Origin of the sequence: Burkholderia guangdongensis (assembly GCF_013403875.1) — a bacterium.
Lineage (GTDB): Bacteria > Pseudomonadota > Gammaproteobacteria > Burkholderiales > Burkholderiaceae > Burkholderia > Burkholderia guangdongensis.
On record NZ_JACBNX010000003.1, the window covers coordinates 189,042 to 210,151 of the forward strand.

Genomic DNA, 21,110 nt, shown 5'->3' on the forward strand with positions numbered 1-21,110 from the left:
ATCGGTGTTTCGCGCAGTTTGCCAGATTGTTGCCAGTTCAGTGCCGCCCGCCCAATGTCTGGAACTCGCCGGTCGTGGTCGGTCGAAGACTTGCCTAGTCGTCCGGTAGCCTCGAGTAGAGAGCAAAATCCCCGGGAGTTCCGCGAACCATCCGGTAGGCACGCATTAGGCCTTCATATCGAAATCGACAACGCCGAAGTACTTCCGTCGAACGAGAATTGGTTTGCAAAACCGTCGCTTGCACCCGCACGAATCCGTAAGCGGAAAACGACCATGCCGTGACAGCCGCGCATACCGCGCTTGCAATCCCCTTACCCCAATGGACAGGCGACAGGTCATAGGCGATTTCAGCCGTGTGATTCACACTGGAAACCGTATGAAAACCGACCGTGCCAATCAGCTGCTGGCTACGGTTGTCGACAATGGCAAGACGTCGCGTGGAGTCGGCTGACGCCGAATCCAATTCATCAAACATCGCTCGAAGATCATCGCTCGACCGTAAGTTCCAGCTCGTATGCCGGAACACTTCCGGTAGCCGCAGATACTCGTACCAGGCCTCAACATCCGATTTCTCGAGTTGCCGCAGTGATACCTCAGCGTGTCCGGAACATGGCGCTGCATCGATTCTCATAGGGTTGCCTCGACCTTTCGCCGCTTACTTAGCGTCAATTGTCGACGAATTGCGAGGTGGCGTCGAATGCCGCAAACTGGCCGGCTACTGCCCAATGTGGTCGGCAGTAGTCGACCCATTGCAGCCACTCGATCTGCTCAATAGCGGTCATTCACCGTCCGGACCGGCATGCGCAATTCCAGCTTAATTCTCAATGAGCGATTCGCTGACGAAGACGTTATAAGGCGTGATTTCCAGATCCAGACTTTCAGGGATGGGTATGCCGTTTCCGCAATAGTCGATTTCGACATCGGCTAGATGACCTGACTCGTCGGCAAAGAGCAGAATCTCAATCGACCCCCAACCTTCCGGTTCCCTCCGATCCCGGAAGTTCGCTTCAAACACCATGCGATAAGGCTGTCCACTCGAAGCGATGGCTATGGGAGGAACTTTATCGGGCGCGGCCAGCGACAGGCCAAAACTGTTGCATCCACATTCACAGAGTCTGAGTATCTCTGCATTCGCGAACTGCGCCGCAAGCGCGTCTCGATTTGGAAACGGGCAGTGCTCAAGTATAAACGAAACCCAATAGGCTGCCTGGTTCAGATCGTTTGGCATATTACGTCCTAGCATCGCGGCTTCCGGCGTCAACGCGTCGATTGTCAGCGATTCAAGCCGCTCTGTCGAACGTCTCGATGTGGCCGATTACCGCCCGACGCGATCAGCACATGCTGCCCATGAGCAGGCCTTCGAACAGTTCGAAAGGAAGTACAAAGCGTCGTGGATCATCTTGCTTCCACTCCGTCAAAGCCCGCGCTTCGCTGCTAACCGAAAGTCGCCGCTATCAGATGCCGCTCAGAGTATGCAATCAAGGCAAATATGATCAGCCCTATCACAATCCCTGCAACGCGCCGGGTCGTGAAATTCGTCGGTTTGGGCATGATATCGCCGGCATTGCGCCGCTCTTTAAGGCGATTCATGGCGTAAAGCACGGCAGCCAATGCCGCCGCCCGGACAATTGCACTCTGAATAGTCATGTATCCCCCGGCTGATCTGCTTGATCTAATGTGCCGTCGATAGACGGTTATCAAGCGACGGCGAACCACTTTGTTGGTATGCGCCTTTGAGATGCTTGTGAGGGCAATTGTGGACGATTTGAGTCACGGTGTCGAACGACCGTTCCTGGTCGGCACCAGCCAGTCGTGATCTCCGGCAACTGGCCGAATGGCGAACTTCGCGCTTGCATGTCGGGAGCGCTGTAAACTCACGCGGCCAAAGCAACTTTTCCCGGCCACATGAGCACCCACCCCACCGACGTACCTGCAAGCGTCGCTCCAATGATGCAGCGGCACGTGTAAGGCAGTTGCATTTTGGGTCGTTGTCTCAAGCCCGTTTTCTTCGCTCATCGGCATGGCGAGACGAGGCGGACTATATAGCTGTCGCGCCTGCGGATAACCAACGCACGAGACAAACCCATCTCCTTTAGCCACGGCATTGAACAACCCAGATGGAATCGCACAAGATCCAGTTTACGGAGAAAGCGCTTAGCCACTGGGCCGGCATGGGTGACCATGTACTGATACCGCCGGACGGCAACTACGAGATAGCACTGAAATACGAAGGGGAGCCACCGCATGGTGACTCGTATCACACCGTCATAGTGAACGGCCGCCAGTTGCCGGGCTATGCGCGGGGCTGCATATTCCCGATGTCCGCTTGCTCGAGTTTCGTAGCGTTCGGCTGCTGAGGTCTGGCGAACGTTTTGACACCGTCATGATTGCTCTATCCAGCGCAATCGGTCATATAGTAGCAGTCGGCCAGCTTATACTTGACGCCGAGCGCCCCGAGGCCGCTGAGGGCGTCGGCGACATGCAAAACAATTTTCAAGATCAAAAACGCCAACTCAACAATGACAGGACATTATGAACCGCGAGCCTTTGACTTTTAAATTGAAATATCTGCAAAGGGCCAAATGGCTTGCACTGGTGCCGATAAGTGCGTTACTGGCAGGCTGCCCACCCATGATCGTGCCGAATATCGAGACGGAAAAATATGACAAGGTTTACAGCATTCCTGCCGACCCACGCCCGTGGCTGACACTGGAAAACGACGGCATTAATCTTTACCTGTATCAGGAATGTGGCAGCCACGAGGATTGGTGTTATCGGCAACAGCTGGTTGCCTTGAAGAGCGGGACACCTCCCGACTGGAAAAACCTTCTTGAAGCTCGTGAGGTTAGCTGGAGAGTCCAGGGCGCGAATCTGCCCATGCGTCGCCCGCTCTCTGCCTATGTGCCCGGTACGAAATATCGCTTGATGGGTTCGTTTGACGACTACCCTGAAATCGTGCTTTCAAACCCGAAAAATCTGGTCGACAACAATAACATCAATGGACCGGCACTGGACAACCGTTATACAAAGATTGAAGATTTTAATGATCTCGCACATCCAGTGAATATAGATGTGCAGCTAGTGATTTACGATGACGATCATCAATGGATTTTTGCGAATCAGCCAAAATTCAATTCAGACAGAAAAAATCCTCCCACCGACCTATTTATTCCAAGCAAATTGTTTCAATTTGAAGCCAGCGACGATGCGCGACTGAACCAGCCAATGGCATTATATTACTCCGGACCCAATATGATTCCCCATGGTTATCGCGTCGTATCCGGCAATGCGGTGAAATGGTGGACAGATAAATACAACATCAAACATTACGCCAACCAGATTGCGCTGGCTGATGTCATGTTTCCTTCAGTGCCACTCAAACTGGACACCTTGACGGTGGATAGCAAGACCGTGCCTACCAGGCCAACGCTGCTGTGCCATTACAGCCATACTCAATTTAACCTGGGCTGGATGGATGCAGCCCAGCACGGTCCGCCTTCAGAGGCGGATCGGAAGGGTTGCGAGCCGTATCATGGGCAGGCAGAGGTCAAGTGATTATTGAGTCGCCCGTCCCACCCGCCGCCATTCCATCATTTGCCAAGCGAACAACCCCGGCAGAAAAATAATCAAGTCCCGAACACGCCGGGCCCCCGCGAGCGCCAGACAGATCTGCGGGTCAAGCCCGAGCGCCGTCCCGATCAGCAAAAAACCGCCCTCCTGAACACCAAGCGCACCGGGAACAAAAAACGCAACGCTACTCAACGCCTGAATCAACGCCTCGAGAACGAACGCCTCCAGAAAACTCACCTTCGCGCCCAGAAAATACAGCGCGAGCCAGATCTCGAACGCCGTCGCCAGGCACTGAACCGTCTGCCAGACAAACAGATACCGCGTCACGATTCCCCTCTGCCGCCAGATCCGTTTGATCGACTGATCGATGCGCGCGGATTCGCCGAGCAGCGCCGCGAGCTTGCCGCTCGTCATGCGGTTGAGAAATTGCGTCATCCGCTCGAACGGACTGGCGTGCTGCACCAGCGAAAACAGGACCAGCACCGGGGTCAGCACAACCAGCCCCCACGCAAAATCCGCTGCAACGTGCAGCGAACCGGACGCCGCATGACCAAGCAAATAAGCGATGCCGGCAGTCGCGAAAATCAGCTGGCTGATCAGGGTAAGCTGGGTATCGACGATCAGACTCGCGACCACCGTCGACGGCCGCATGCCCCAACGCCGCATCACGCGGAACGAGACGATTTCGCCGCCGATTCGAGCCACGGGCAGCAAGCCGTTCACGGACTCCCGAATCCACACCAGACCGAGCACGGCACCCAGTCCAGGCCGCACCGGGCCTCGCATCAGCAATTGCCAATCCTTCGCATTGGCGAGCATCGGCAACACGTGCGCGATCCCCGCGAGCACGAGCCCTGCGCCCGCGGCGCGCATCAACGCCAGCACCGCGCTGGCGTCCTCGCGCCAGATCAGCCAGAACGAGACGACCAGGCCCACGAATGCGGCGGCCCGGCCCACATGCTTCATCGCGCCACCGGCGTTGAGAAGAGACGCCGGCTCGGCGGGATCGCTCCGGGGAGCAGGCAACGAGTCGGGCGCATGTTCGCGCGCCACTTCATGGATCGGATCGGCACGGCCGTCGAGCGTCGTTCGACTCATGCTTCACTTGTCCTGAACCGAACGCAGCATGCCGTCGGGTTCCACTTCGAAGGTAGAGCCGCGCCAGACCACGCGGGTCGAGAAAAAACTGGCGATCAGGATCGCGAACGATGCGATATCCGTCAATGGCAGCACCCAGAAATCACGGCGAGGTTCCAGCAACGCGGTGTCCGACTGCAGTTTCAGCACGATCCTGGCCAGCAGCGCGGCCGGCACGAGCGCCCACGTCCATTCGGCGGCGCCGGACAGCGCGAGTGTCAGCAACGCGAGCGGAAACGGATGCGTCAGCACTGACCCCAAATGGCCGGCCGGGTCGACTGCGCGGATGGTCCGGCTCCAGCGCAGCTCATGCGCGGCCAGCGTCATCGCACTCGCCTGGTCGCAGATATGCGACACCGCGAGCGGTGGAATGGCGACTTTCGCGCCAGCCATGCGGACAGCCTCGCCGATCGCATTGTCTTCGGCCAGGTGATGCACGAACGGGGCAAAGCCGCCGATCTTCTCGAGCGTCGCACGGCGCGTGGCGATGGTCTGGCCAAAGCATGGACGCGCGAGGCCGAGCGCGAGCCCCGTCATCACGGCGGGGAGAAAGTGATAGTTGATGGCCTGCGCCGACAGACTCGACCACAACCCGGGGCTTGGCCGGCCACGATAGACACAGGTCACGAGGCCCACATCGGGCTTCTGCAACTCGCCGATCACATGACGCAGATAGTCGGGCGCGACGCTGACGTCGCTATCCGCGAAGACCAGAAACTCATGAAGCGCATGCGGCATCATGTTGATGATGTTGCTCATTTTCCGATTCGGGCCGTGCAGACGCGCATCGGTCACCACGGTGATATGCGCGTCCGGATGGAGAAGCCGAAGCGCGTCGATCGTTTTGAGCGCGGGGTCGGCGCTGTCATGCACGCCGAACAGGAATTGTATGGGGCCCGGATAGTCCTGCTGGCAAAAGCTGATCAGATTGTCGAGCAGTGCCCATTCGTCGCCGTGCATCGGCTTGACGACGGTGACGGGCGGAAAGCTCGTGGGCTCCGACGTTCGCTGCTCGAAGAACCGGCGAGTCAGCACCGCGGCCAGCAGTGTGTAGCCGATCCCGAACAGCGCGCTCACGCCCGCCAGAACGGACATCGCCGTCAGAAAAACGGAACCCGCATGAGGAATGTCACCACGATCGAAAAATTCGAGCGTGACGACCAGGCCGACCAAGCAGACAAGCCACGTCAAATGCCTCATGCTCGGAATTCTCCGGGAGGGGACGGGGATACGCAGGACGATTACGCCCCGGTCTCGGGTAAAGCATGTGGAAGCAGGCTTTACGTATCCTACTACAGCCCGGAAGTCATTGGCTCCAACTTGTCGACGAGCCGCGCATGCGGCTCCGTTCATCGTAGAGAGGGGTGGCCCGGCACCCTTCTTCGACTACTGACCGATGCCGAGCAGTTCGACTTCGAACGTGAGGTCGCTGTTCGGCGGGATCGGGCCGACCGCGCGATCGCCATAGGCGGTCGCCGCCGGGCAGGTCAGCTTGGCCTTGCCGCCGACCTTCATCTTCTGCACGCCTTGCGTCCAGCACGGAATCACCTGACCAAGCGGGAAGGTCGCGGGGCCGCCATGCTTGGCGGAGCTGTCGAACTCGGTGCCGTTCGCCAGCGTGCCGCGATAGTTGACGCGCACGACGTCGTTGGCGGTCGGCTGCGGACCGGTGCCTTGCTTGATGTGCTCGACGACGACGCCCGACGGCAACTTCTCGGTGATATTGGCGGCGAACGCGGTCGATGCCATAGTGGCAGCGGCGAATAAGACAATCAGTGATTTCATATGAGATCCTCGTCAAATGGCACGCCGATTATATCGGGATGCTCGCTTCATCAAGTGAGGACCGCGCCCATGACCAACGATAGCGTTCGTCCTGCCGTATTGATCACGATGCCGCACAGCCACTACAGCGAGAAAGCGCGGTGGGCGCTCGACAGGCTCGCGCTGCCCTATCGGGAAGAGCCGCATGCCCCGCTGCTGCACCGTCTGGCGACGAAACCCAACGGCGGCGGCAGCGTGCCCGTGCTGGTTCATGACGGCGCTCATTTCATCGATTCCACCGACATCCTGGTGCATACGGATAACGTGTGCGGCGGCGATGTGCTGTACCCGCGCGATGCCGGCCTGCGGCAGGAAGTCGAAGCGCTCGAGACGCAATTCGACGAAGAACTCGGTCCGCATACGCGGCGCTGGGCCTATGCGCAATTGCTGTCGGAGCGCAGCCTGCTTCGGCAAGTGATGTCGCGCGGCGTCCCGCGATTCGAGGCGGTGCTGCTGCCGGTCATGATGCCGGGCGTGGTCCGGCTCGTCCGCGCGTCGCTCAGGATCACGCCGGAGAGTGCGGCGCGCTCCCTCGAGCGCGTGCGCGGCATCTTCAGGCATGTCGACGGCCGGCTGGACGATGGCCGACGGTTCCTGGTCGGCGAACGCTTCACGGCGGCGGATCTGACATTTGCCGCGCTCGCCGCGCCGGTGCTCTTTCCCGCGGGTTACCGTGCCGCTTACCCCGCGCTCGATGACGTGCCCGCCGCCATGCGCGACGAAGTCCTGCGCCTGCGGGAGACCGCCGCCGGACAATTTGCGCTGCGCATGTACGTGCAGGAACGCGACCGGTCGCACGCTGTTGCGTAGGGCCAGGGCCTGCAACACGGCCGGCTTCCACCGGCTCTTAAAGCGCTCACACCGCTTCCCGATCCCCGCGCACCACCGCCTGCACCTCACTCTGCGCCAAATGCCGCAGCAACTTCCCGACCATCCAGACAACCGTCAACGCAAGCACCACGAAAAACATCGCAAGCGGCGCCAGAATCTGAACCGACACGAACCCCGCCAGCCCCATCATCGCAGACGACACGAGCAGCAACGCACACCCGAGAATCGCGCTGGTCAGGCCCGCAATATGCGGAAACAGCGAATTCCCCTTGGCCATCAGCGTCGGATACATCGCGCCCGCGCAGAACCCCATCACGAGCACGGGCGTCGCGAGCGTCCACACCCGCAACCCGACCGTCAACGCCAGCACCAGCATGCCGACCGCCGCCCCCGCCATCACGCGCGCGCCGATATGCAGCCGCCGCTCCGCACTCGGCAGACCCAGGCCACGCACGCGATTCGACAGGCCGCCCAGGAAGTACATCATCCCGATCCCGAGCGCGAGATACCCGAAATACGTCGGCGGCTCATGCAGCGTGTTCTGCACCATGAACGGCCCGATGATGTTGAACACGAGCAGGATGCTGTAGCACAGCCCCTGCGCGAGAAAGCAGCTCTGGAACACCGGGCTCGCCAGCACCCGCCCCGCGTTCTTCGTCAGCGTGCGCAGTTCCAGCCGCACCGGCCGCGGCAGCGTCTCGTGATAGCGCCACAGCACGCCCCACATCACGAGCGAGTAGACGAGCAGGAAAACGAGGCACGCCTGCCAGCCGAACCAGGTCTGCAGATGAGCGCCGATCACCGGCGCGACGATCGGCGCGAGCCCCCATGCGATCGACATGTACGTGAACGTATGCATCAGCGCCGGCCCGGAGAACGAATCGGTGATGATCGCCTTCGCGAGCAGGTTCGTCGTCGCGATCCCCAGGCCCTGCAGGCAGCGGGCCAGCACGAACGTCTCCAGATTGGGCGCGCCGAGCGACAGCAGGCAGCCGATCGTGAAGACGAAAAGGCCGAACGCGAGCACCGGCTTGCGTCCGTATGCATCGGCGATCGGCCCGAAGATGAGCTGGCCGAACGCGTAGGCGGCCATGTAGCCGGACACGCTCGACTGGATCGCCTGCGGCGACGTCGCGAAGAAACGCGCCATCGCCGGCAGCGCGGGCACGTAGATGTCGATCGCCATCTGTCCCGCGGACGCGAACAGGCAGACCAGAAGCAGCAGGAAGCGCGGCGAGTTCGCCGTGCGGTCGGGGGGCGTGTGGGTCATGAAGGCATCGAAGAATCGGATTCCGGCGACGCAGCGTCATCCGGTTCGACTGTCGAACCCGGCATCCGCGCGGCGCCATAGCCGCGTATTGTGCCTGTTGCCGGCCGAATCGGTCCGATTCACCTTGCGGGCGCGAGGTTGATCGCTACAAGCGCATGGCATCGGGCCGGCGGTTTCATTTCAGTTTGACGGCGACGAAGCTGCGCGCGTTGTGACGCTGGATCAGCACCGACATCGACTTCCCCGCCCTCGCTTCCAGCGCGGCCACCTGTTCCGGCGACTCGACCAGCGTATCGTCGAGCGACAGCACGATATCGCCGGGCTGAATGCCCGCGCGCGCCGCGGGCCCATGAACCTCGTCCACCATCAGACCGACGGCGAGCCCACTCGTCTTTCGCTCGTCCTCGCTCAGCGGATGCATGACGAGGCCGAGGCGATCCGATCCACCGGCTTCCACGGCGGCAGGGGCAACGGGGCCGGCAACCGAATGATCGGCAGGCGCGCCCGCCATCACGCTCAACGTGATCGGCTTCCGGTTCCGGATCAGCTTCAGCACGATTTTCGCGCCGGCCGGCGCATCGGCCACCCGGTCGGCGAACTCGGCGGAGCGGTCGATCGCCTGATCGCCGACCTGCACGACGACGTCGCCGGGCTTCACGCCGCTCACGGCGGCCGGCGAACCGGGCTCGACGGCATTGACGAGCGCGCCGGCCGCTCGCGGCAAGCCGAGCGCCACGGCCACGCCCGGGCCGACGTCCTGCGCGTCGATGCCGAGCGACTCCCCGGACACCTCGCGCCGCGGTTGCAATTGGGCCCGCACCTGTTTCGCCAGATTGATCGGGATCGCAAACGTCAGGCTTCGGTATCGCTCGGCGTCCGCGTATATCTGCACGTCGATGCCGACCACCTCGCCCGCGCGGTTGAACAGCGGGCCGCCCGAGTTGTCGGGATTGACGGCGACGTCGGTCTGAAAGAACGGAAAGCCGCTGCCGTCCGGCAACGTGCGGCTGGTCGCGCTGACGATGCCGAAGGTGGCGGTGTTCTGGAAACCGTCGGGCGAGCCGATCGTCAGAATCTGCTCGCCGACGCGCACCTTCGACGAATCACCGAGCCTGACCGTCGGCAGTTTCGTCGCGTCGATCTGCAATACCGCGACGTCGCTGCGCGCGTCGACGGCCAGAACCTGCGCGGCGAACTCGCGCCGGTCGGTCAGGCGAACCGTCACGTCGTCGGCGTGATCGACCACGTGGGCGGTGGTCAGGATGAGGCCATCGGCGCTGATGATGAAGCCCGAACCGGTGCCCGTGATCGCATGCGGTGGATTGCCCTGCGCATCCTGCCCGTCGGGCCCGGGCGATTGCGGCGCCGCATGTTTGAAGAACGCGAAAAACGGATCGCTGGGGTCCAGCGCGTCGGCATCCGGTTCCGGCGTTTTCTGCTCCGCCGTTTTCTGCTCCGCCACATGCGCGGTGACGTTCACGACCGCCGGCCCGTATTGCTCGGCAATCGTGGAGAAATCGACCGGCGCCTTCGCGACGGGTGGAGCGACCGTTCGCTTGTCGTCCTTCTGTTTCAACGGTGGCCGGACCGGGCTTGCCGCCACCGCGGTCGGCGACGGGAACGGATAGCCGGTCAATGCCAGCGCCAGCGCCGCCGCGTAGAGCGGGGTGCGGGAAAGGGTCCAGTGGAGCACAACACACCTCCGGGGCGGTCGTCATGCCGGCGGCAAGTCACCTGTCACGCCATGCAACAAAAAACGGCGCTGACCAAATTCATATTAGGACATCGCCGCCGGCGCGCGTGCTCGCGCCGCCCGAGCGTTCTCGCGCTACCCACACGTCCTCGCGCCACCGTTTCCACCGCTACTCCGCGCGTCGTGCGGGCATCCGAAGCGCGGCCAGCGCGCCCTTCAGAATCTCCAGCCAGTAGCTTTCATAGCGAATGCCGGCTTGCAGCACGAGGCGCTGCAGCGCCGCTTCGCGATCCTGCGGCTCGTCCGGAAAGTCGCGTTTCTCGATGTCCCGGTACACCGCCAACTGCTCCTCGTGCAGCGCGATGCGGCGGCGTATCTCGTCGTCCAGCCCCGTCGGCCCGACGGCCGCCTCAGCCCGCAGGCGCACCATGAATTCGTCGCGCAGCGGCGCCGGTGCCTCCTGCTGCGTGATCCAGCGCTTCAGCTCGTCACGACCGGCCGGCAGGATCCGGTACGCGCGCCGGCGCCCTCGCGTGGGTTCCTCCGGCAGCGATTCGATCAGCCCGCCCCCCTCCAGCCTCGCCAGCTCGCGATAAATCTGCTGATGCGTCGCATGCCAGAAGTAGCCGATCGACCGGTCGAAGCGAGCGGCCAGCTCCGATCCCGAACCGGACCGTTCGACGAGCGCAGTAAGCAGGGCGTGAGGTAGAGACATCGGATCACCGTAACGGGCCGCGAGTTGAAGTAGGTGTTTTCCCGGGCGATTTTCCTCCGTTCTTGACACTCTTTGCAACCAGTTGCATTATCAGTTCATCTTTATGCAACTGGTTGCATTAAAACGATGAACGCGTACCCCCACCTCACTGCTCCGCTCGACCTCGGCTTCACGACGCTGAAGAACCGCGTGCTGATGGGCTCGATGCACGTCGGCCTCGAAGAGGCGCCGAACGGCTTCGCGCGCATGGCGGCTTTCTATGCCGAGCGCGCGCGCGGCGAAGCCGGCCTGATCGTGACCGGCGGCATCGCGCCGAACGAGCGCGCGCGCCCGATACACGGCGGCGCGATGCTGACCACCGAAACCGAAGCCGAGCGCCATCGCGTGATCACCGACGCGGTGCATGCGGAAGACGGCAAGATCGCGATGCAGATCCTGCACTTCGGCCGCTACTCGTACCAGCCGAAGCTCGTGGCGCCGAGCGCGCTGCAGGCGCCGATCAATCCGTTCGTCCCGCACGAACTGAGCGACGACGAAGTCGAGCAAACCATCGACGACTTCGTGAACTGTGCCGCGCTCGCCCAATACGCGGGCTACGACGGCGTCGAGATCATGGGTTCCGAGGGCTACCTGATCAACGAGTTCATCGCCGCGCGGACGAACCATCGCGGCGACCGCTGGGGCGGCGCGTACGAGAACCGGATGCGTTTTCCGGTGGAGATCGTGCGCCGGGTGCGCGAGCGCGTCGGGCGCAATTTCATCATCGTGTACCGTCTGTCGATGCTCGATCTGGTCGACGGCGGCTCGACGCTGGACGAAGTGATTCAGCTCGCGCAGGCGATCGAGCGAGCCGGCGCGACGATCATCAATACCGGCATCGGCTGGCACGAAGCCCGCATCCCGACGATCGCGACCAAGGTGCCGCGCGGCGCCTACGCGTGGGTGACGCAGCAGTTGATGGCCAAGGTGTCCGTGCCGCTGGTCGCGACCAACCGCATCAACACGCCGGAGCTCGCCGAGACGCTGCTGGCCGACGGCGTATGCGACATGGTGTCGATGGCCCGCCCGTTCCTGGCCGATGCCGATTTCGTCCGCAAGGCCCGCGAGGGGCGCGCGGACGAAATCAACACCTGCATCGCGTGCAATCAGGCGTGCCTGGACCATACCTTCGCCGGCAAGATCACGTCCTGCCTCGTGAACCCGCGCGCCTGTCACGAAACCGAGATCGTGATTCGCCCGGCCGTCGCGCGCAAGCGGATCGCCGTCGTCGGCGCGGGGCCCGCGGGGCTCAGTTGCGCGGTAACGGCGGCCGAGCGCGGCCATGCGGTCACGCTGTACGACGCCGGCGCCGAGATCGGCGGCCAGTTCAACGTCGCGAAGAAGGTGCCCGGCAAAGAGGAGTTCAACGAGACGCTGCGCTACTTCCGGCGGCAAATCGAGCTGCGCGGCGTGGACCTTCGGCTCAATACGCGCGTCACCGCCGAACAGTTGCTGCAGGGCGGCTTCGACGAAGTGGTGCTGGCGACGGGCATCGTGCCGCGCACGCCGCCGATCGACGGCATGGATCACCCGAAAACACTCGGCTACCTCGACGTGCTGCGCGACGGCAAGGACGTCGGGCGCAGCGTCGCGATCGTCGGCGCCGGCGGCATCGGCTTCGACGTGGCCGAGTACCTCACCCAGCACGGCGAGAGCGCGAGCCTGAATCCGGCCAAGTTCTTCGCCGAATGGGGCGTCGATCCCGCCTACGCGAGCGCCGGCGGCCTGCGCCCGCCCCGGCCGGAGCCGGCGCCGCGGCAGGTCCACCTGCTGCAGCGCAAGTCGTCGAAGGTCGGCGACGGGCTCGGCAAGACCACCGGCTGGATACACCGCACGGCGCTGAAGGCGCGCGGCGTGGCGATGTCTTCGTCGGTGGAATATCTGCGCATCGACGACGACGGCCTGCACGTGACGATCGACGGCGTCGCGCGCACGCTACCGGTCGACAACGTGGTGATCTGCGCCGGGCAGGAGCCGCTGCGCGAACTGGCGGCCCCGTTGCGGGCGGCAGGCCGCACGGTTCACCTGATCGGCGGCGCGGACGAAGCCGCCGAGCTCGACGCGAAGCGCGCGATCCACCAGGGCACCACGCTCGCCGCCACGCTCTGATGCTCGATCCGTCCATCCCAGAACGATCACACAGGAATCCGCGATGATGAATACCCCCACGCATCTGCATCCGGCCGTCGCGAAATCGCTCGCGATCTGGCATTCGATGGTCGAACGCAACGACCTGAGCGCGCTGGAATCGATCGTCCATCCGGACGCGGTGTTCCGCTCGCCGATGGCCTTCAAGCCGTACGCGCCAGCGCCCGCGCTGCTGCTCGCGCTGCGCACGGTGATCACGATCTTCAAGGACTTCACCTATCACCGCGAGTTCGGCAGCGGCGACGGCATGAGCGTGGTGCTGGAATTCAGCGCGACCGTCGGCGACAAGCAGCTCAAGGGGATCGACATGATCCGCTTCGACGACGACGGCCGCATCGTCGAATTCGAGGTGATGATCCGTCCGCTCAGCGGGCTGCAGGCGCTGGGCGCGGAAATGGGCGCCCGGCTCGGACAGCATCTGCCCGCGTTCAAGTCCAACGGCTGACGCGATCACCGACTTCCCTAGACCCGCCATGCAAAACGAATACTTTCAGATCAGCATCGAATCCGGCATCGCCCATCTGCAGCTGAACCGGCCCGACCGGCTCAACACGATGGGCCCGGCCTTCTTCACCGGGTTGCGCGACGCCGTGCTCGCGCTCGACGATGCGGGCGACACCCGCGTGCTCGTCATCAGCTCGACCGGGAAGCATTTTTCGGCCGGCATGGCGCTCGATGTGTTCGCCGACACGTCGAGCGTGTTCGACACCCGCAGCCCGCGCGCTCGCCTGACTTTCCAGCACGCGCTGAGAAATCTGATCGATTGCTTCGATACGCTCGATCAGGCGCGGTTTCCGGTCATCTGCGCGATTCAGGGCGGCTGCATCGGCGGCGGCCTCGATCTCGCCGTCGCGTGCGATATTCGCGTCTGCACGGCCGATGCATTCTTCGCGCTGCAGGAAACGCAGATCGGCATGACGGCCGACCTCGGCGTGCTCCAGCGCCTGCCGAAGGTCATTCCCGCCGGCGTGGCCCGCCAGATGGCCTACACCAGCGAGCGGCTGAGCGCCGAGCGTGCGTTGACCGTCGGCCTCGTGAATGCCGTGTTGCCCGATGCCGACGCGCTGCTCCGGCATGCGATGGACGTGGCCCAAGCGATCGCGTCGAAGTCCGCGCTCGCCGTGAGCGGGTGCAAGGCCTCGATCAACTTCGCGCGCGACCACAGTACGGCCGAATCCCTGCAGCATATGGCGTTGCTGCAAAGCGCGATCTTCGACACCCGGGATCTCGCCGAGGCCATTTCCGCGTGGCAGGGAAAGCGGCCGGCGCGCTTCGATCCGTTGTCGCCGCTGACGCCACGCCCGGCCGCGAATCCGAATGACAGGGAACTGCCGTAGGCCGGTCGCGTATCCGTCGATTCGCCGTTCGCCGTTCGCCGTTCGCCGTTCGCCGTTCGCCGTTCGCCGTTCGCCGTTCGCCGTTCGCCGTTCGTCGTTCGCCGTTCGTCGTTCGCCGTTCGCCGATTCGCCGTCATGCCGCCCCGACGACCCCACCCTGACGAGGCCATCGATGCCCTACTCCATTGAATCGACCGTGCGCGACCTGCTCGGCAACGACGCGACGAAAGCGATCATCGAACGCCATTTGCCCGGCTTGTCGGCGCACCCGCAAGCGGGCCTGGCGCAGGGATTCGCGCTGGCGACCGTCGCGAAGTTCGCGAACGGCCTGATCAGCGAGGATGCGCTTCGGAAGATCGACGCGGCGCTCAAGACACTGGGCTGAAGACGTCGCGCAAGACCGCCGGACGCCGGCGCAGCGCTCTCGTTGCACGTTCCCGAAGGCTCCCCTATACTTAGCTTCATGGCTAAGTATTATCCGCCGATCAGCGAGGTATTCCAGGCGCTGGCCGACCCCACCCGTCTCGCCGTCATCTGCGCGCTGGTCGGTGGCGCGCAGACGGTGTCGGCGTTGGCCGCACCGTTCGACATGGCGCTGCCGTCGTTCATGAAACACCTGACGGTGCTCGAGCGCAGCGGCCTGATCGTCACCCACAAGGTCGGTCGCACGCGCACGTGCGAGCTACGTCCGGACAGGCTGTCGGAGGCCGAGCAGTGGATAGCCGGGCAGCGGGCCATGTGGGAGGCCCGATCGGACCGGATGGTGCAATTCGTCGAACGACTTCATCGAGAGGAGCAAACCCATGACCCAGAACGCAGCGGATAGCGGCGATTCCCGCGACCTCGTCATCACCCGCGTGCTGCGCGCGCCGCGCGCCGCGTTGTGGCGCGCCTGGTCCGAGCCGGAGCTCCTGAAGCAATGGTGGTGCCCGAAGCCCTGGACGACCGACGTGCTCGCCTTCGACCTGCAACCGGGCGGCGCTTTCCATACGTTGTTGAAAGGACCGGACGGAAGCAGCAACGACATCCCCGGCGCCTTTCTCGACGTCGCACCGCAATCGCGCATCGTCTTCACGTCGATGCTCACGGCGGGCTGGCGTCCGGCCAAGCCATGGCTGGGCTTCACCGCGGTCATTACGATGGCCGACGAAGGCGACGGCTGCCGCTATGTCGCCCGGGTGATGCACCCGGACGACGCGTCGCGCGAGCAGCACGAGAAGCTCGGTTTCTTCGACGGCTGGAACACCGTGATCACGCAACTCGACGAATTCGCGTCCTCGCTGCGTTGAATGCCACGGCTGCGGCTGCGGCATTCACCCACCGCCCGGCGCCCGTTGCTTCAGTGGCGCAGCCCGAACACGCCGTGCCAGAGGGTGCTGAAAAAATCCATCTGCGCGCGGTCGTTGCCCGTTCGAGCCTCGTCCTTCGCGTGAGGCTCCGGTGCCGATTGCCGCATCGCGTCCGCTTCCGCAGGGTCGTCCTGCGCCGACGCAGTGTGCGTCGCATCCTGATCGGATTCCTCGGGCACGGCGTCGTCGCTGCGCGCATCCTGACACGCGTCCTGCTGGCGCGATGCATGCAGCTCGGTCACGCTATCCGCAATACGCCCGGCGAGCGACTCATCGCAATCGCGGCCGAGCAGAACGCCGAACACGACGTCGCGGTTGTGCCCTTGCTCCGCGAAGCGCATCGCCAGCGCCACGAGCCGCGCATATTCCGCGTCGCGCTCCGCCTGCAGGCGTTCCTCTTCCTCGCGAAGATGCGCGTGACGGCGCATCTCCTCCGCATAGACGGTGTCGTAGACCCGACGCTGCGCCGGATCCGACAGAATCGCGTAAGCCTCCTTGACCTCCTGAAACCGCGCGTGCGCGGACGCTTCGCTCCCGACGTTGCGGTCGGGATGCGCTCTCATCGCGGCCTTCCGGTAGCCGCGCTTGATTTCCTCGTCGGTGGCGTCCTCGCGCACGCCGAGCATTTCATACAACGTCGTCATCGTGTAACCGCGTGAAAGTCTGATCGCGCCGATCGTAGCATGCCGCGCGCGGCGGCACCGCCCGCGCTATGATGCGTCGATCCCGTCCCGCCGGCGCCCGCTCCCGCATCCGATGCTGCCCATCTCCGCGATCATCCCGTGCTACGACGATCGCGCGACGCTCGGTCGCGCGATCGAGAGTTGCATCGCCCAACGCAACGTCGCGCAGATCATCGTCGTCGACGACGCGTCGACCGACGGCACCGCCGACGTCGCGCGCGTCTGGGCGGCGCGGGATCCGCGCATCGCGCTGCTGCGGTGCGCGAGCAACGGCGGCGTCGCACGCGCCCGCAACTGGGCGGCGCTGCACGCAACGCAGCCGCTGCTCGCGTTCCTCGACGCCGACGACGAATACCTGCCCGACGCGCTGACGTCACCCGCCGCATACCTCGAGCACCGCGCGGATGCGGCGGCCGTTCGGCTCGACGTCGAATTCGCGGGTTTTCCGCCGGAGATCGTCACGCATCCCGATTTCGAGCAGCACGCGGCGACGCTGAGCTGCACAGTGCCGAGCAGCCTCGTGATCCGGCGCGCCGCGTATCTCGCACTCGGCGGCTTTCCGATGGACGAGTTCTTCCGCATCAAGGGCGGCGAGGACGGCGCCTTCTCGTGGGCGCTCGCGACGATCTTCGGCAATCCCCGGCTCGTCGACGCGAAGCGCGTGCGGATGCATTTTCACGCGGACATCTTCGCGGAACGCTACTTCCGGATTCGGATGGGCATGTGGACGGTCACCGACGACGAAGTCGCGCAGTCGGTCGAGATGTCGCGGCGCTTCGTCGAGACGGCCTCGGCGAACGTCGCGCAGTTGCGCGCGCTCGGTCTTGCGCAGCATGCGGCGGCGCCCGCGTCACGCGATCCCGCTCGCTAGGTCAATCGGCGGTATCCCCGCCCTTCGGCACTCTCGCCCACGCGGCGCGGCCGGGCAGCGGCGACCATGCGGGCCGCGTCCTGCGTGCCGAATCGACGACGACGACGTAGCGGCCCGCCCACGGCGTGATGTCGCGCCCCGGATGCAGCACCCAGAACGACTTGCCGGCGTCGACACGCGCGTCGTAATCCGCGTCGAGCAGATCGTGCCGATCGATGAACACGTTCAGCGATGCCGGAATCCGCACGCAGCCCTTCGAATGGCGAATGCCGAGCAGCGGCTCGAGGCGCTCGGGGTCGGTCGCGTGCATCTGGAAGCGCATCTCCGACATGCCGCCCTTGCCCCATCCGCGCTGGCCGTCGACCCAGCCGAAATCGAAGATCCGCATGTCGCGCACGCCATAGCCGCGAATGCCGTTGTCGTTCATCGTGCCTTCGGCGCGGAAATCCATGTTCGCGGGCGTGTGCTCGAACACGCCGAGCGGCGTCAGGAAGTGATCGTACGTGCCGGGCAGGCCCGTCGCGACCGGCGACGCGCCGATCATCAGCCACGCGTTCGACGCTGTCGCGCGGAAATAGACGAACAGCGCCTGCACGGCCGCCGCGCGATCGACGAGCACCACGTATTCGCCCGCGAGATCGCCGAGGCCGTCCGCCGCGAGCGCCTGCTGCAGACGTTCGCCATATGCGCGCTGCGCGGCGGCAGGCACGCGCAGGCGCCGCGTGACGTCGTGCGTGTAGGTCACGCGCAGGCCAAGCGCGTCGTGCGTCGCGCGCTGCGCTTCATCGGGCGAAAGCGGCGGATGGCGCGGCGGGGGCGTGGCGGCGGAGGCGGCGCTCGCCGCCGACGCGGGCGGCGTTGAAGCGGGCGACGCCGATGGTGCCGGCGAGACCGACGATGTGGGCGCTGTGGGCGCTGTGGGCGACGTGGGCGCTGTGGGCGACGTGGGCGCTGTGGGCGACGTGGGCGACGTGGGCGACGTGGGCGACGTGGGCGACGTGGGCGACGTGGGCGACGTGGGCGATGTAGGCAACGCGGGCGATACAGGCGACCTCGGCGCATGCACCGGCGCTGCGGGAGAGGAAGCGCCTGCGGCGGACGTTTCAGCGGGCGACGCAACGGGAATCGAAACAACCGCCAGCCATGCGCAGACGGCGGCGGCACATGCAACACACGCGGCGCGATACCGCGAAACCAGAACACGATGCTTCATACGATCGAAGCCGTCGGCCGCCCCGGCATGCGAAACGTCCAGGGAAACGCGCACGACGGGCACGTCGTCCGGGCCGACGAAGCGAAGTCGTCAGACTTCCCATTCTACGCGTGCACGCAAACGTCGGCCGAAAGGCCGGGCAGCTTCACACAGGCGCGGCGGCGGGCCGTCCGCGGCTACTTTTTCGGATAGCTGACCTCCAGCCCGGCACGCGCATCCTGCTGAATGCCATACTGCGCGAACGGATACCGGAGGCCGTTTTTCGCGAGCGCCTCCATGCCGGCGATGGCCTGCGCCAACGTCGCGGGGGGCAGCGCCATCAGCATTTCGTCGTCCAGAACGCCGCCGTATCTACGCTCCGCATAGCACGGGATCGACAGGCTCGGCTGCCCCGTCTTGAGCGCCCTTCCCCACGAATCCGCGCACGACGATTCTCCGACCACGCTCCAGTCGAAACGCTTGTACCCGGACCACTGCAATCCGTTGATGAAATACATCATCGCGCCGGGCGTCGCGTAGAACAGCGCAATGGCCGGCTCGATGCGGCCGGCGGCCAGCGGAGACACCACCAGCGCCTCGTACTGGCCGTCCGGCACGCAGTCCATCGCGGCCTGATGGGCCTGGGAGTCTTCGAGCGTCGCGTACCACACGCCCGCCATTTGCCGGCCGGACTTCCACTCGGCGTCCTTCGCGTGCCCCAGACCGACGACCGCCCGGCATTGCGGCCCGACCAGATCGTCGGCGGTGACCCCGATCGTGAAGCCGAGCCGCGCCGTTTGCCCGACGATCTGATCCAGCGTGTGTATCGCTTTCGGCCGGCGAATGCGGGCAATCCCGTCCATCTGTTCGCGCCGTTCGCAGAGCATCATCCCGAACGGGAAGCTGCGCAGCTTGAGCAGGCGCTCGAGGTCCGAGGCCAATTTCCCGAGGTCGTCTTTCATCGAGGTCATCCTGAGATATCGAAACGGTTGCCCGGTCCAAACGGGATGACAGCATCATAGTCGCGCGGCGTTCGTTCGATGCACGCGCCACGCCCGGCGATCACTGTTTCCGCCCGTCACGCTGACTGTCGACGATATCCTCCAGCGACGCGACAAACGCCCGTACCACGGGCTCGGGCAAATCGGGGCTGGTCATCCGCGCGTTGTCGAACGGCGTATGAAACAGCGGATGCAAGCCGGCCATTCCGAAGACATGCGAATACCCCGCACCGATGATGTCGCGCAATTCACCGACGCTGGCACGCGGACCGGTCACATGCTGCGCCGCCACGTCCTTGAACGCGGGTTCTACGTACCGCGCAACGTCGTCGGTCATCAACAGAAACCGCGAGTCGCTGTTGATCGGCCGGGCACCGCTCGACCGGGATGCATCCGCGGGTTGCGCATAGCATGCAAGCGACGCGCCATAGTGCAGCCACACGGCGACATCCTGCGGCTTCGGCGCTTTATCGCGGATGAAGTATTCCATTCCGCCATGCCCCACTTCGTGGCCGCTGGTCGCGACGAACACGAGATTGACGTCCTTCAGCGATTGCGCCGCGACGCTGGCCGTCGCGAGGAATGCCGCGATCCCCGGCCCGCGCTCGCAGGTGCTTTCGAACCAGCTGCTCTCCGGCGTCGACACGACGACGGTACGCGCCTTGCCGCGATCCAGCCTGCCGATGATGTTTCTGCCCGGCACATTGTGCTCGTAGTGCCCGTTCACCGACAGCGTGACCGGCTCGCCCGTCTTCTCCGCCGCCTCCAGCATCGGCACGTCCTTGGGCGCGACCAGGATGACGGGCACCGGCCACGGCGTATCCGTCTGGGCGACGTTGTATGCAAAGACTTCGCCGCTCGGATGGTCGATCGTGAGCAGCACCGCGGCCGGATGCCGTTGCACCGCCTGCGCGACCGCGTCGCGCTGACGCGCGCCGAGATACGCGCCCCGGTCGTACGGAATCGTCACGCGGACGAATTTTCCCGCCGCGTCGCCTTCCCGGACGATCGGCGCCGACAGCGAGAACCTGGCCGCACGCTCGGGAAGCCACCATTGCGGCATGACCGTGAGCGTCGTCCCGCCGACCTTCAGCGACGCATCGTCGAGAAAATATTGCCGATCCACGGAAAATCGCTGTTCCTCGACAGTGAATCCGTCCGACTTCAGGCGATCCGCGATCCAGTCGAGCGCGGCATTCTGGCCTGCGGAGCCGAAGCGATGGATGCCGAACTGCTCGAAATGCAGCACATCCGCATATAACGCCTGCCCCGACGTGGCGTCGGCCGGCTGTGCGGCCACGCCCGGCAGCGCGACAGCGATGCCGAACACGGCGACACCAGCCGAACGCAGCACCGCCGCCGCGAAACCGTTGATCGAGATTTTTTTCATGGCGGGTCGAACGCTCGAATGCGGGTTGGAATGCCAGTCTAGGCGAGCAATGATTAAGAT

General features: G+C 64.3%; 24 protein-coding genes. 11 read left to right on the forward strand and 13 right to left on the reverse strand.

Annotation, left to right across the window (positions count from 1 at the left end):
• Positions 1–94: 94 nt before the first annotated feature.
• From HZI36_RS04580 to HZI36_RS04590, 3 genes are all read right to left on the reverse strand, one after another.
• Entirely contained in the window at positions 95–631 is a 537-nt protein-coding gene (locus tag HZI36_RS04580) for a GNAT family N-acetyltransferase (protein ID WP_179401447.1), read from the reverse strand.
• Between the two features lie 183 nt (positions 632–814).
• Positions 815–1,228, reverse strand: coding sequence for a hypothetical protein (locus tag HZI36_RS04585; RefSeq protein ID WP_179401297.1), 414 nt, complete (start codon positions 1,226–1,228; stop codon positions 815–817).
• A gap of 206 nt (positions 1,229–1,434) precedes the next feature.
• Positions 1,435–1,647, reverse strand: coding sequence for a hypothetical protein (locus HZI36_RS04590; protein ID WP_179401448.1), 213 nt, complete (start codon positions 1,645–1,647; stop codon positions 1,435–1,437).
• Between the two features lie 470 nt (positions 1,648–2,117).
• On the opposite strand from HZI36_RS04590, the gene HZI36_RS04595 reads away from it, so the two are divergent.
• From HZI36_RS04595 to HZI36_RS04605, 3 genes are read left to right on the forward strand one after another with little or no spacing between them, the layout of a single operon-like run.
• The gene (locus tag HZI36_RS04595; protein ID WP_179401449.1) at positions 2,118–2,357 is read left to right on the forward strand and encodes a hypothetical protein; all 240 of its coding nucleotides are present in this window, start codon (positions 2,118–2,120) and stop codon (positions 2,355–2,357) included.
• A 26-nt stretch (positions 2,358–2,383) separates the two neighbouring features.
• Positions 2,384–2,536: a hypothetical protein gene (locus HZI36_RS04600; protein ID WP_179401450.1), complete on the forward strand. Its 153-nt coding sequence runs from the start codon at positions 2,384–2,386 to the stop codon at positions 2,534–2,536.
• A complete protein-coding gene (locus tag HZI36_RS04605; RefSeq protein WP_179401451.1) occupies positions 2,533–3,555 on the forward strand; it encodes a hypothetical protein in 1,023 nt (340 codons plus the stop codon). Before HZI36_RS04600 ends, HZI36_RS04605 begins: the two co-directional genes overlap by 4 nt.
• Here HZI36_RS04605 and HZI36_RS04610 read toward each other — a convergent pair whose 3' ends face one another.
• The 3 genes from HZI36_RS04610 to HZI36_RS04620 all read right to left on the reverse strand — a co-directional run bounded on the left by HZI36_RS04610 (position 3,556) and on the right by HZI36_RS04620 (position 6,492).
• The gene (locus HZI36_RS04610; protein WP_179401497.1) at positions 3,556–4,536 is read right to left on the reverse strand and encodes a lysylphosphatidylglycerol synthase domain-containing protein; all 981 of its coding nucleotides are present in this window, start codon (positions 4,534–4,536) and stop codon (positions 3,556–3,558) included.
• A gap of 135 nt (positions 4,537–4,671) precedes the next feature.
• On the reverse strand, positions 4,672–5,907 hold the full coding sequence (gene hpnI / locus HZI36_RS04615; protein ID WP_179401452.1) for a bacteriohopanetetrol glucosamine biosynthesis glycosyltransferase HpnI: 1,236 nt from the start codon (positions 5,905–5,907) through the stop codon (positions 4,672–4,674).
• 186 nt (positions 5,908–6,093) lie between these two features.
• Complete coding sequence (locus HZI36_RS04620) at positions 6,094–6,492, reverse strand: FKBP-type peptidyl-prolyl cis-trans isomerase (RefSeq protein WP_179401453.1); 399 nt, start codon at positions 6,490–6,492, stop codon at positions 6,094–6,096.
• Between the two features lie 69 nt (positions 6,493–6,561).
• On the opposite strand from HZI36_RS04620, the gene HZI36_RS04625 reads away from it, so the two are divergent.
• Positions 6,562–7,341, forward strand: coding sequence for a glutathione S-transferase family protein (locus HZI36_RS04625; protein ID WP_179401454.1), 780 nt, complete (start codon positions 6,562–6,564; stop codon positions 7,339–7,341).
• Between the two features lie 46 nt (positions 7,342–7,387).
• Here HZI36_RS04625 and HZI36_RS04630 read toward each other — a convergent pair whose 3' ends face one another.
• The 3 genes from HZI36_RS04630 to HZI36_RS04640 form a co-directional block, all read right to left on the reverse strand.
• Positions 7,388–8,632: a multidrug effflux MFS transporter gene (locus HZI36_RS04630; RefSeq protein ID WP_179401455.1), complete on the reverse strand. Its 1,245-nt coding sequence runs from the start codon at positions 8,630–8,632 to the stop codon at positions 7,388–7,390.
• A 175-nt stretch (positions 8,633–8,807) separates the two neighbouring features.
• Entirely contained in the window at positions 8,808–10,325 is a 1,518-nt protein-coding gene (locus tag HZI36_RS04635; protein ID WP_179401456.1) for a trypsin-like peptidase domain-containing protein, read from the reverse strand.
• 169 nt (positions 10,326–10,494) lie between these two features.
• The gene (locus tag HZI36_RS04640) at positions 10,495–11,040 is read right to left on the reverse strand and encodes a PadR family transcriptional regulator (protein WP_179401457.1); all 546 of its coding nucleotides are present in this window, start codon (positions 11,038–11,040) and stop codon (positions 10,495–10,497) included.
• 126 nt (positions 11,041–11,166) lie between these two features.
• On the opposite strand from HZI36_RS04640, the gene HZI36_RS04645 reads away from it, so the two are divergent.
• From HZI36_RS04645 to HZI36_RS04670, 6 genes are all read left to right on the forward strand, one after another.
• Positions 11,167–13,188 carry an FAD-dependent oxidoreductase gene (locus HZI36_RS04645; RefSeq protein ID WP_179401458.1) on the forward strand — a complete coding sequence of 674 codons (2,022 nt, stop codon included), beginning with the start codon at positions 11,167–11,169 and terminating at the stop codon, positions 13,186–13,188.
• A gap of 43 nt (positions 13,189–13,231) precedes the next feature.
• Positions 13,232–13,672, forward strand: a complete 441-nt coding sequence (locus HZI36_RS04650) for a nuclear transport factor 2 family protein (RefSeq protein ID WP_179401459.1) — start codon at positions 13,232–13,234, stop codon at positions 13,670–13,672.
• Positions 13,673–13,700: 28 nt separating this feature from the next.
• On the forward strand, positions 13,701–14,564 hold the full coding sequence (locus HZI36_RS04655; protein WP_179401460.1) for an enoyl-CoA hydratase-related protein: 864 nt from the start codon (positions 13,701–13,703) through the stop codon (positions 14,562–14,564).
• A gap of 172 nt (positions 14,565–14,736) precedes the next feature.
• On the forward strand, positions 14,737–14,949 hold the full coding sequence (locus HZI36_RS04660; RefSeq protein ID WP_179401461.1) for a hypothetical protein: 213 nt from the start codon (positions 14,737–14,739) through the stop codon (positions 14,947–14,949).
• 78 nt (positions 14,950–15,027) lie between these two features.
• Positions 15,028–15,390, forward strand: a complete 363-nt coding sequence (locus HZI36_RS04665; protein WP_179401462.1) for an ArsR/SmtB family transcription factor — start codon at positions 15,028–15,030, stop codon at positions 15,388–15,390.
• Positions 15,368–15,853, forward strand: a complete 486-nt coding sequence (locus HZI36_RS04670) for an SRPBCC family protein (RefSeq protein WP_179401463.1) — start codon at positions 15,368–15,370, stop codon at positions 15,851–15,853. Before HZI36_RS04665 ends, HZI36_RS04670 begins: the two co-directional genes overlap by 23 nt.
• 50 nt (positions 15,854–15,903) lie before the next feature.
• Here the strand turns inward: HZI36_RS04670 and HZI36_RS04675 are convergent, their stop codons facing one another.
• Positions 15,904–16,557 (reverse strand): J domain-containing protein, encoded by a 654-nt coding sequence (locus HZI36_RS04675; protein WP_179401464.1) that lies wholly within the window; start codon positions 16,555–16,557, stop codon positions 15,904–15,906.
• 112 nt (positions 16,558–16,669) lie between these two features.
• Between HZI36_RS04675 and HZI36_RS04680 the strand changes: the two genes are divergently transcribed.
• Positions 16,670–17,467: a glycosyltransferase family 2 protein gene (locus HZI36_RS04680; protein ID WP_179401465.1), complete on the forward strand. Its 798-nt coding sequence runs from the start codon at positions 16,670–16,672 to the stop codon at positions 17,465–17,467.
• A 1-nt stretch (position 17,468) separates the two neighbouring features.
• Here the strand turns inward: HZI36_RS04680 and HZI36_RS26835 are convergent, their stop codons facing one another.
• From HZI36_RS26835 to HZI36_RS04695, 3 genes are all read right to left on the reverse strand, one after another.
• Positions 17,469–18,680, reverse strand: a complete 1,212-nt coding sequence (locus tag HZI36_RS26835; RefSeq protein ID WP_246326957.1) for a hypothetical protein — start codon at positions 18,678–18,680, stop codon at positions 17,469–17,471.
• 176 nt (positions 18,681–18,856) lie between these two features.
• Entirely contained in the window at positions 18,857–19,621 is a 765-nt protein-coding gene (locus HZI36_RS04690; RefSeq protein WP_179401466.1) for a DUF169 domain-containing protein, read from the reverse strand.
• A gap of 100 nt (positions 19,622–19,721) precedes the next feature.
• Positions 19,722–21,050 carry a hypothetical protein gene (locus HZI36_RS04695; protein WP_179401467.1) on the reverse strand — a complete coding sequence of 443 codons (1,329 nt, stop codon included), beginning with the start codon at positions 21,048–21,050 and terminating at the stop codon, positions 19,722–19,724.
• Between the last annotated feature and the right edge of the window lie 60 nt (positions 21,051–21,110).

What these genes read in the sequence shown, in the direction of transcription:
- HZI36_RS04580 (WP_179401447.1), bottom strand. Translation starts at nt 631, where the DNA reads ATGAGAATCGATGCAGCGCCATGTTCCGGACACGCTGAGGTATCACTG.
- HZI36_RS04585 (WP_179401297.1), bottom strand. Translation starts at nt 1,228, where the DNA reads ATGCCAAACGATCTGAACCAGGCAGCCTATTGGGTTTCGTTTATACTT.
- HZI36_RS04590 (WP_179401448.1), bottom strand. Translation starts at nt 1,647, where the DNA reads ATGACTATTCAGAGTGCAATTGTCCGGGCGGCGGCATTGGCTGCCGTG.
- HZI36_RS04595 (WP_179401449.1), top strand. Translation starts at nt 2,118, where the DNA reads ATGGAATCGCACAAGATCCAGTTTACGGAGAAAGCGCTTAGCCACTGG.
- HZI36_RS04600 (WP_179401450.1), top strand. Translation starts at nt 2,384, where the DNA reads ATGATTGCTCTATCCAGCGCAATCGGTCATATAGTAGCAGTCGGCCAG.
- HZI36_RS04605 (WP_179401451.1), top strand. Translation starts at nt 2,533, where the DNA reads ATGAACCGCGAGCCTTTGACTTTTAAATTGAAATATCTGCAAAGGGCC.
- HZI36_RS04610 (WP_179401497.1), bottom strand. Translation starts at nt 4,536, where the DNA reads ATGAAGCATGTGGGCCGGGCCGCCGCATTCGTGGGCCTGGTCGTCTCG.
- hpnI (WP_179401452.1), bottom strand. Translation starts at nt 5,907, where the DNA reads ATGAGGCATTTGACGTGGCTTGTCTGCTTGGTCGGCCTGGTCGTCACG.
- HZI36_RS04620 (WP_179401453.1), bottom strand. Translation starts at nt 6,492, where the DNA reads ATGAAATCACTGATTGTCTTATTCGCCGCTGCCACTATGGCATCGACC.
- HZI36_RS04625 (WP_179401454.1), top strand. Translation starts at nt 6,562, where the DNA reads ATGACCAACGATAGCGTTCGTCCTGCCGTATTGATCACGATGCCGCAC.
- HZI36_RS04630 (WP_179401455.1), bottom strand. Translation starts at nt 8,632, where the DNA reads ATGACCCACACGCCCCCCGACCGCACGGCGAACTCGCCGCGCTTCCTG.
- HZI36_RS04640 (WP_179401457.1), bottom strand. Translation starts at nt 11,040, where the DNA reads ATGTCTCTACCTCACGCCCTGCTTACTGCGCTCGTCGAACGGTCCGGT.
- HZI36_RS04645 (WP_179401458.1), top strand. Translation starts at nt 11,167, where the DNA reads ATGAACGCGTACCCCCACCTCACTGCTCCGCTCGACCTCGGCTTCACG.
- HZI36_RS04650 (WP_179401459.1), top strand. Translation starts at nt 13,232, where the DNA reads ATGATGAATACCCCCACGCATCTGCATCCGGCCGTCGCGAAATCGCTC.
- HZI36_RS04655 (WP_179401460.1), top strand. Translation starts at nt 13,701, where the DNA reads ATGCAAAACGAATACTTTCAGATCAGCATCGAATCCGGCATCGCCCAT.
- HZI36_RS04660 (WP_179401461.1), top strand. Translation starts at nt 14,737, where the DNA reads ATGCCCTACTCCATTGAATCGACCGTGCGCGACCTGCTCGGCAACGAC.
- HZI36_RS04665 (WP_179401462.1), top strand. Translation starts at nt 15,028, where the DNA reads ATGGCTAAGTATTATCCGCCGATCAGCGAGGTATTCCAGGCGCTGGCC.
- HZI36_RS04670 (WP_179401463.1), top strand. Translation starts at nt 15,368, where the DNA reads ATGACCCAGAACGCAGCGGATAGCGGCGATTCCCGCGACCTCGTCATC.
- HZI36_RS04675 (WP_179401464.1), bottom strand. Translation starts at nt 16,557, where the DNA reads ATGACGACGTTGTATGAAATGCTCGGCGTGCGCGAGGACGCCACCGAC.
- HZI36_RS04680 (WP_179401465.1), top strand. Translation starts at nt 16,670, where the DNA reads ATGCTGCCCATCTCCGCGATCATCCCGTGCTACGACGATCGCGCGACG.
- HZI36_RS26835 (WP_246326957.1), bottom strand. Translation starts at nt 18,680, where the DNA reads ATGAAGCATCGTGTTCTGGTTTCGCGGTATCGCGCCGCGTGTGTTGCA.
- HZI36_RS04690 (WP_179401466.1), bottom strand. Translation starts at nt 19,621, where the DNA reads ATGAAAGACGACCTCGGGAAATTGGCCTCGGACCTCGAGCGCCTGCTC.
- HZI36_RS04695 (WP_179401467.1), bottom strand. Translation starts at nt 21,050, where the DNA reads ATGAAAAAAATCTCGATCAACGGTTTCGCGGCGGCGGTGCTGCGTTCG.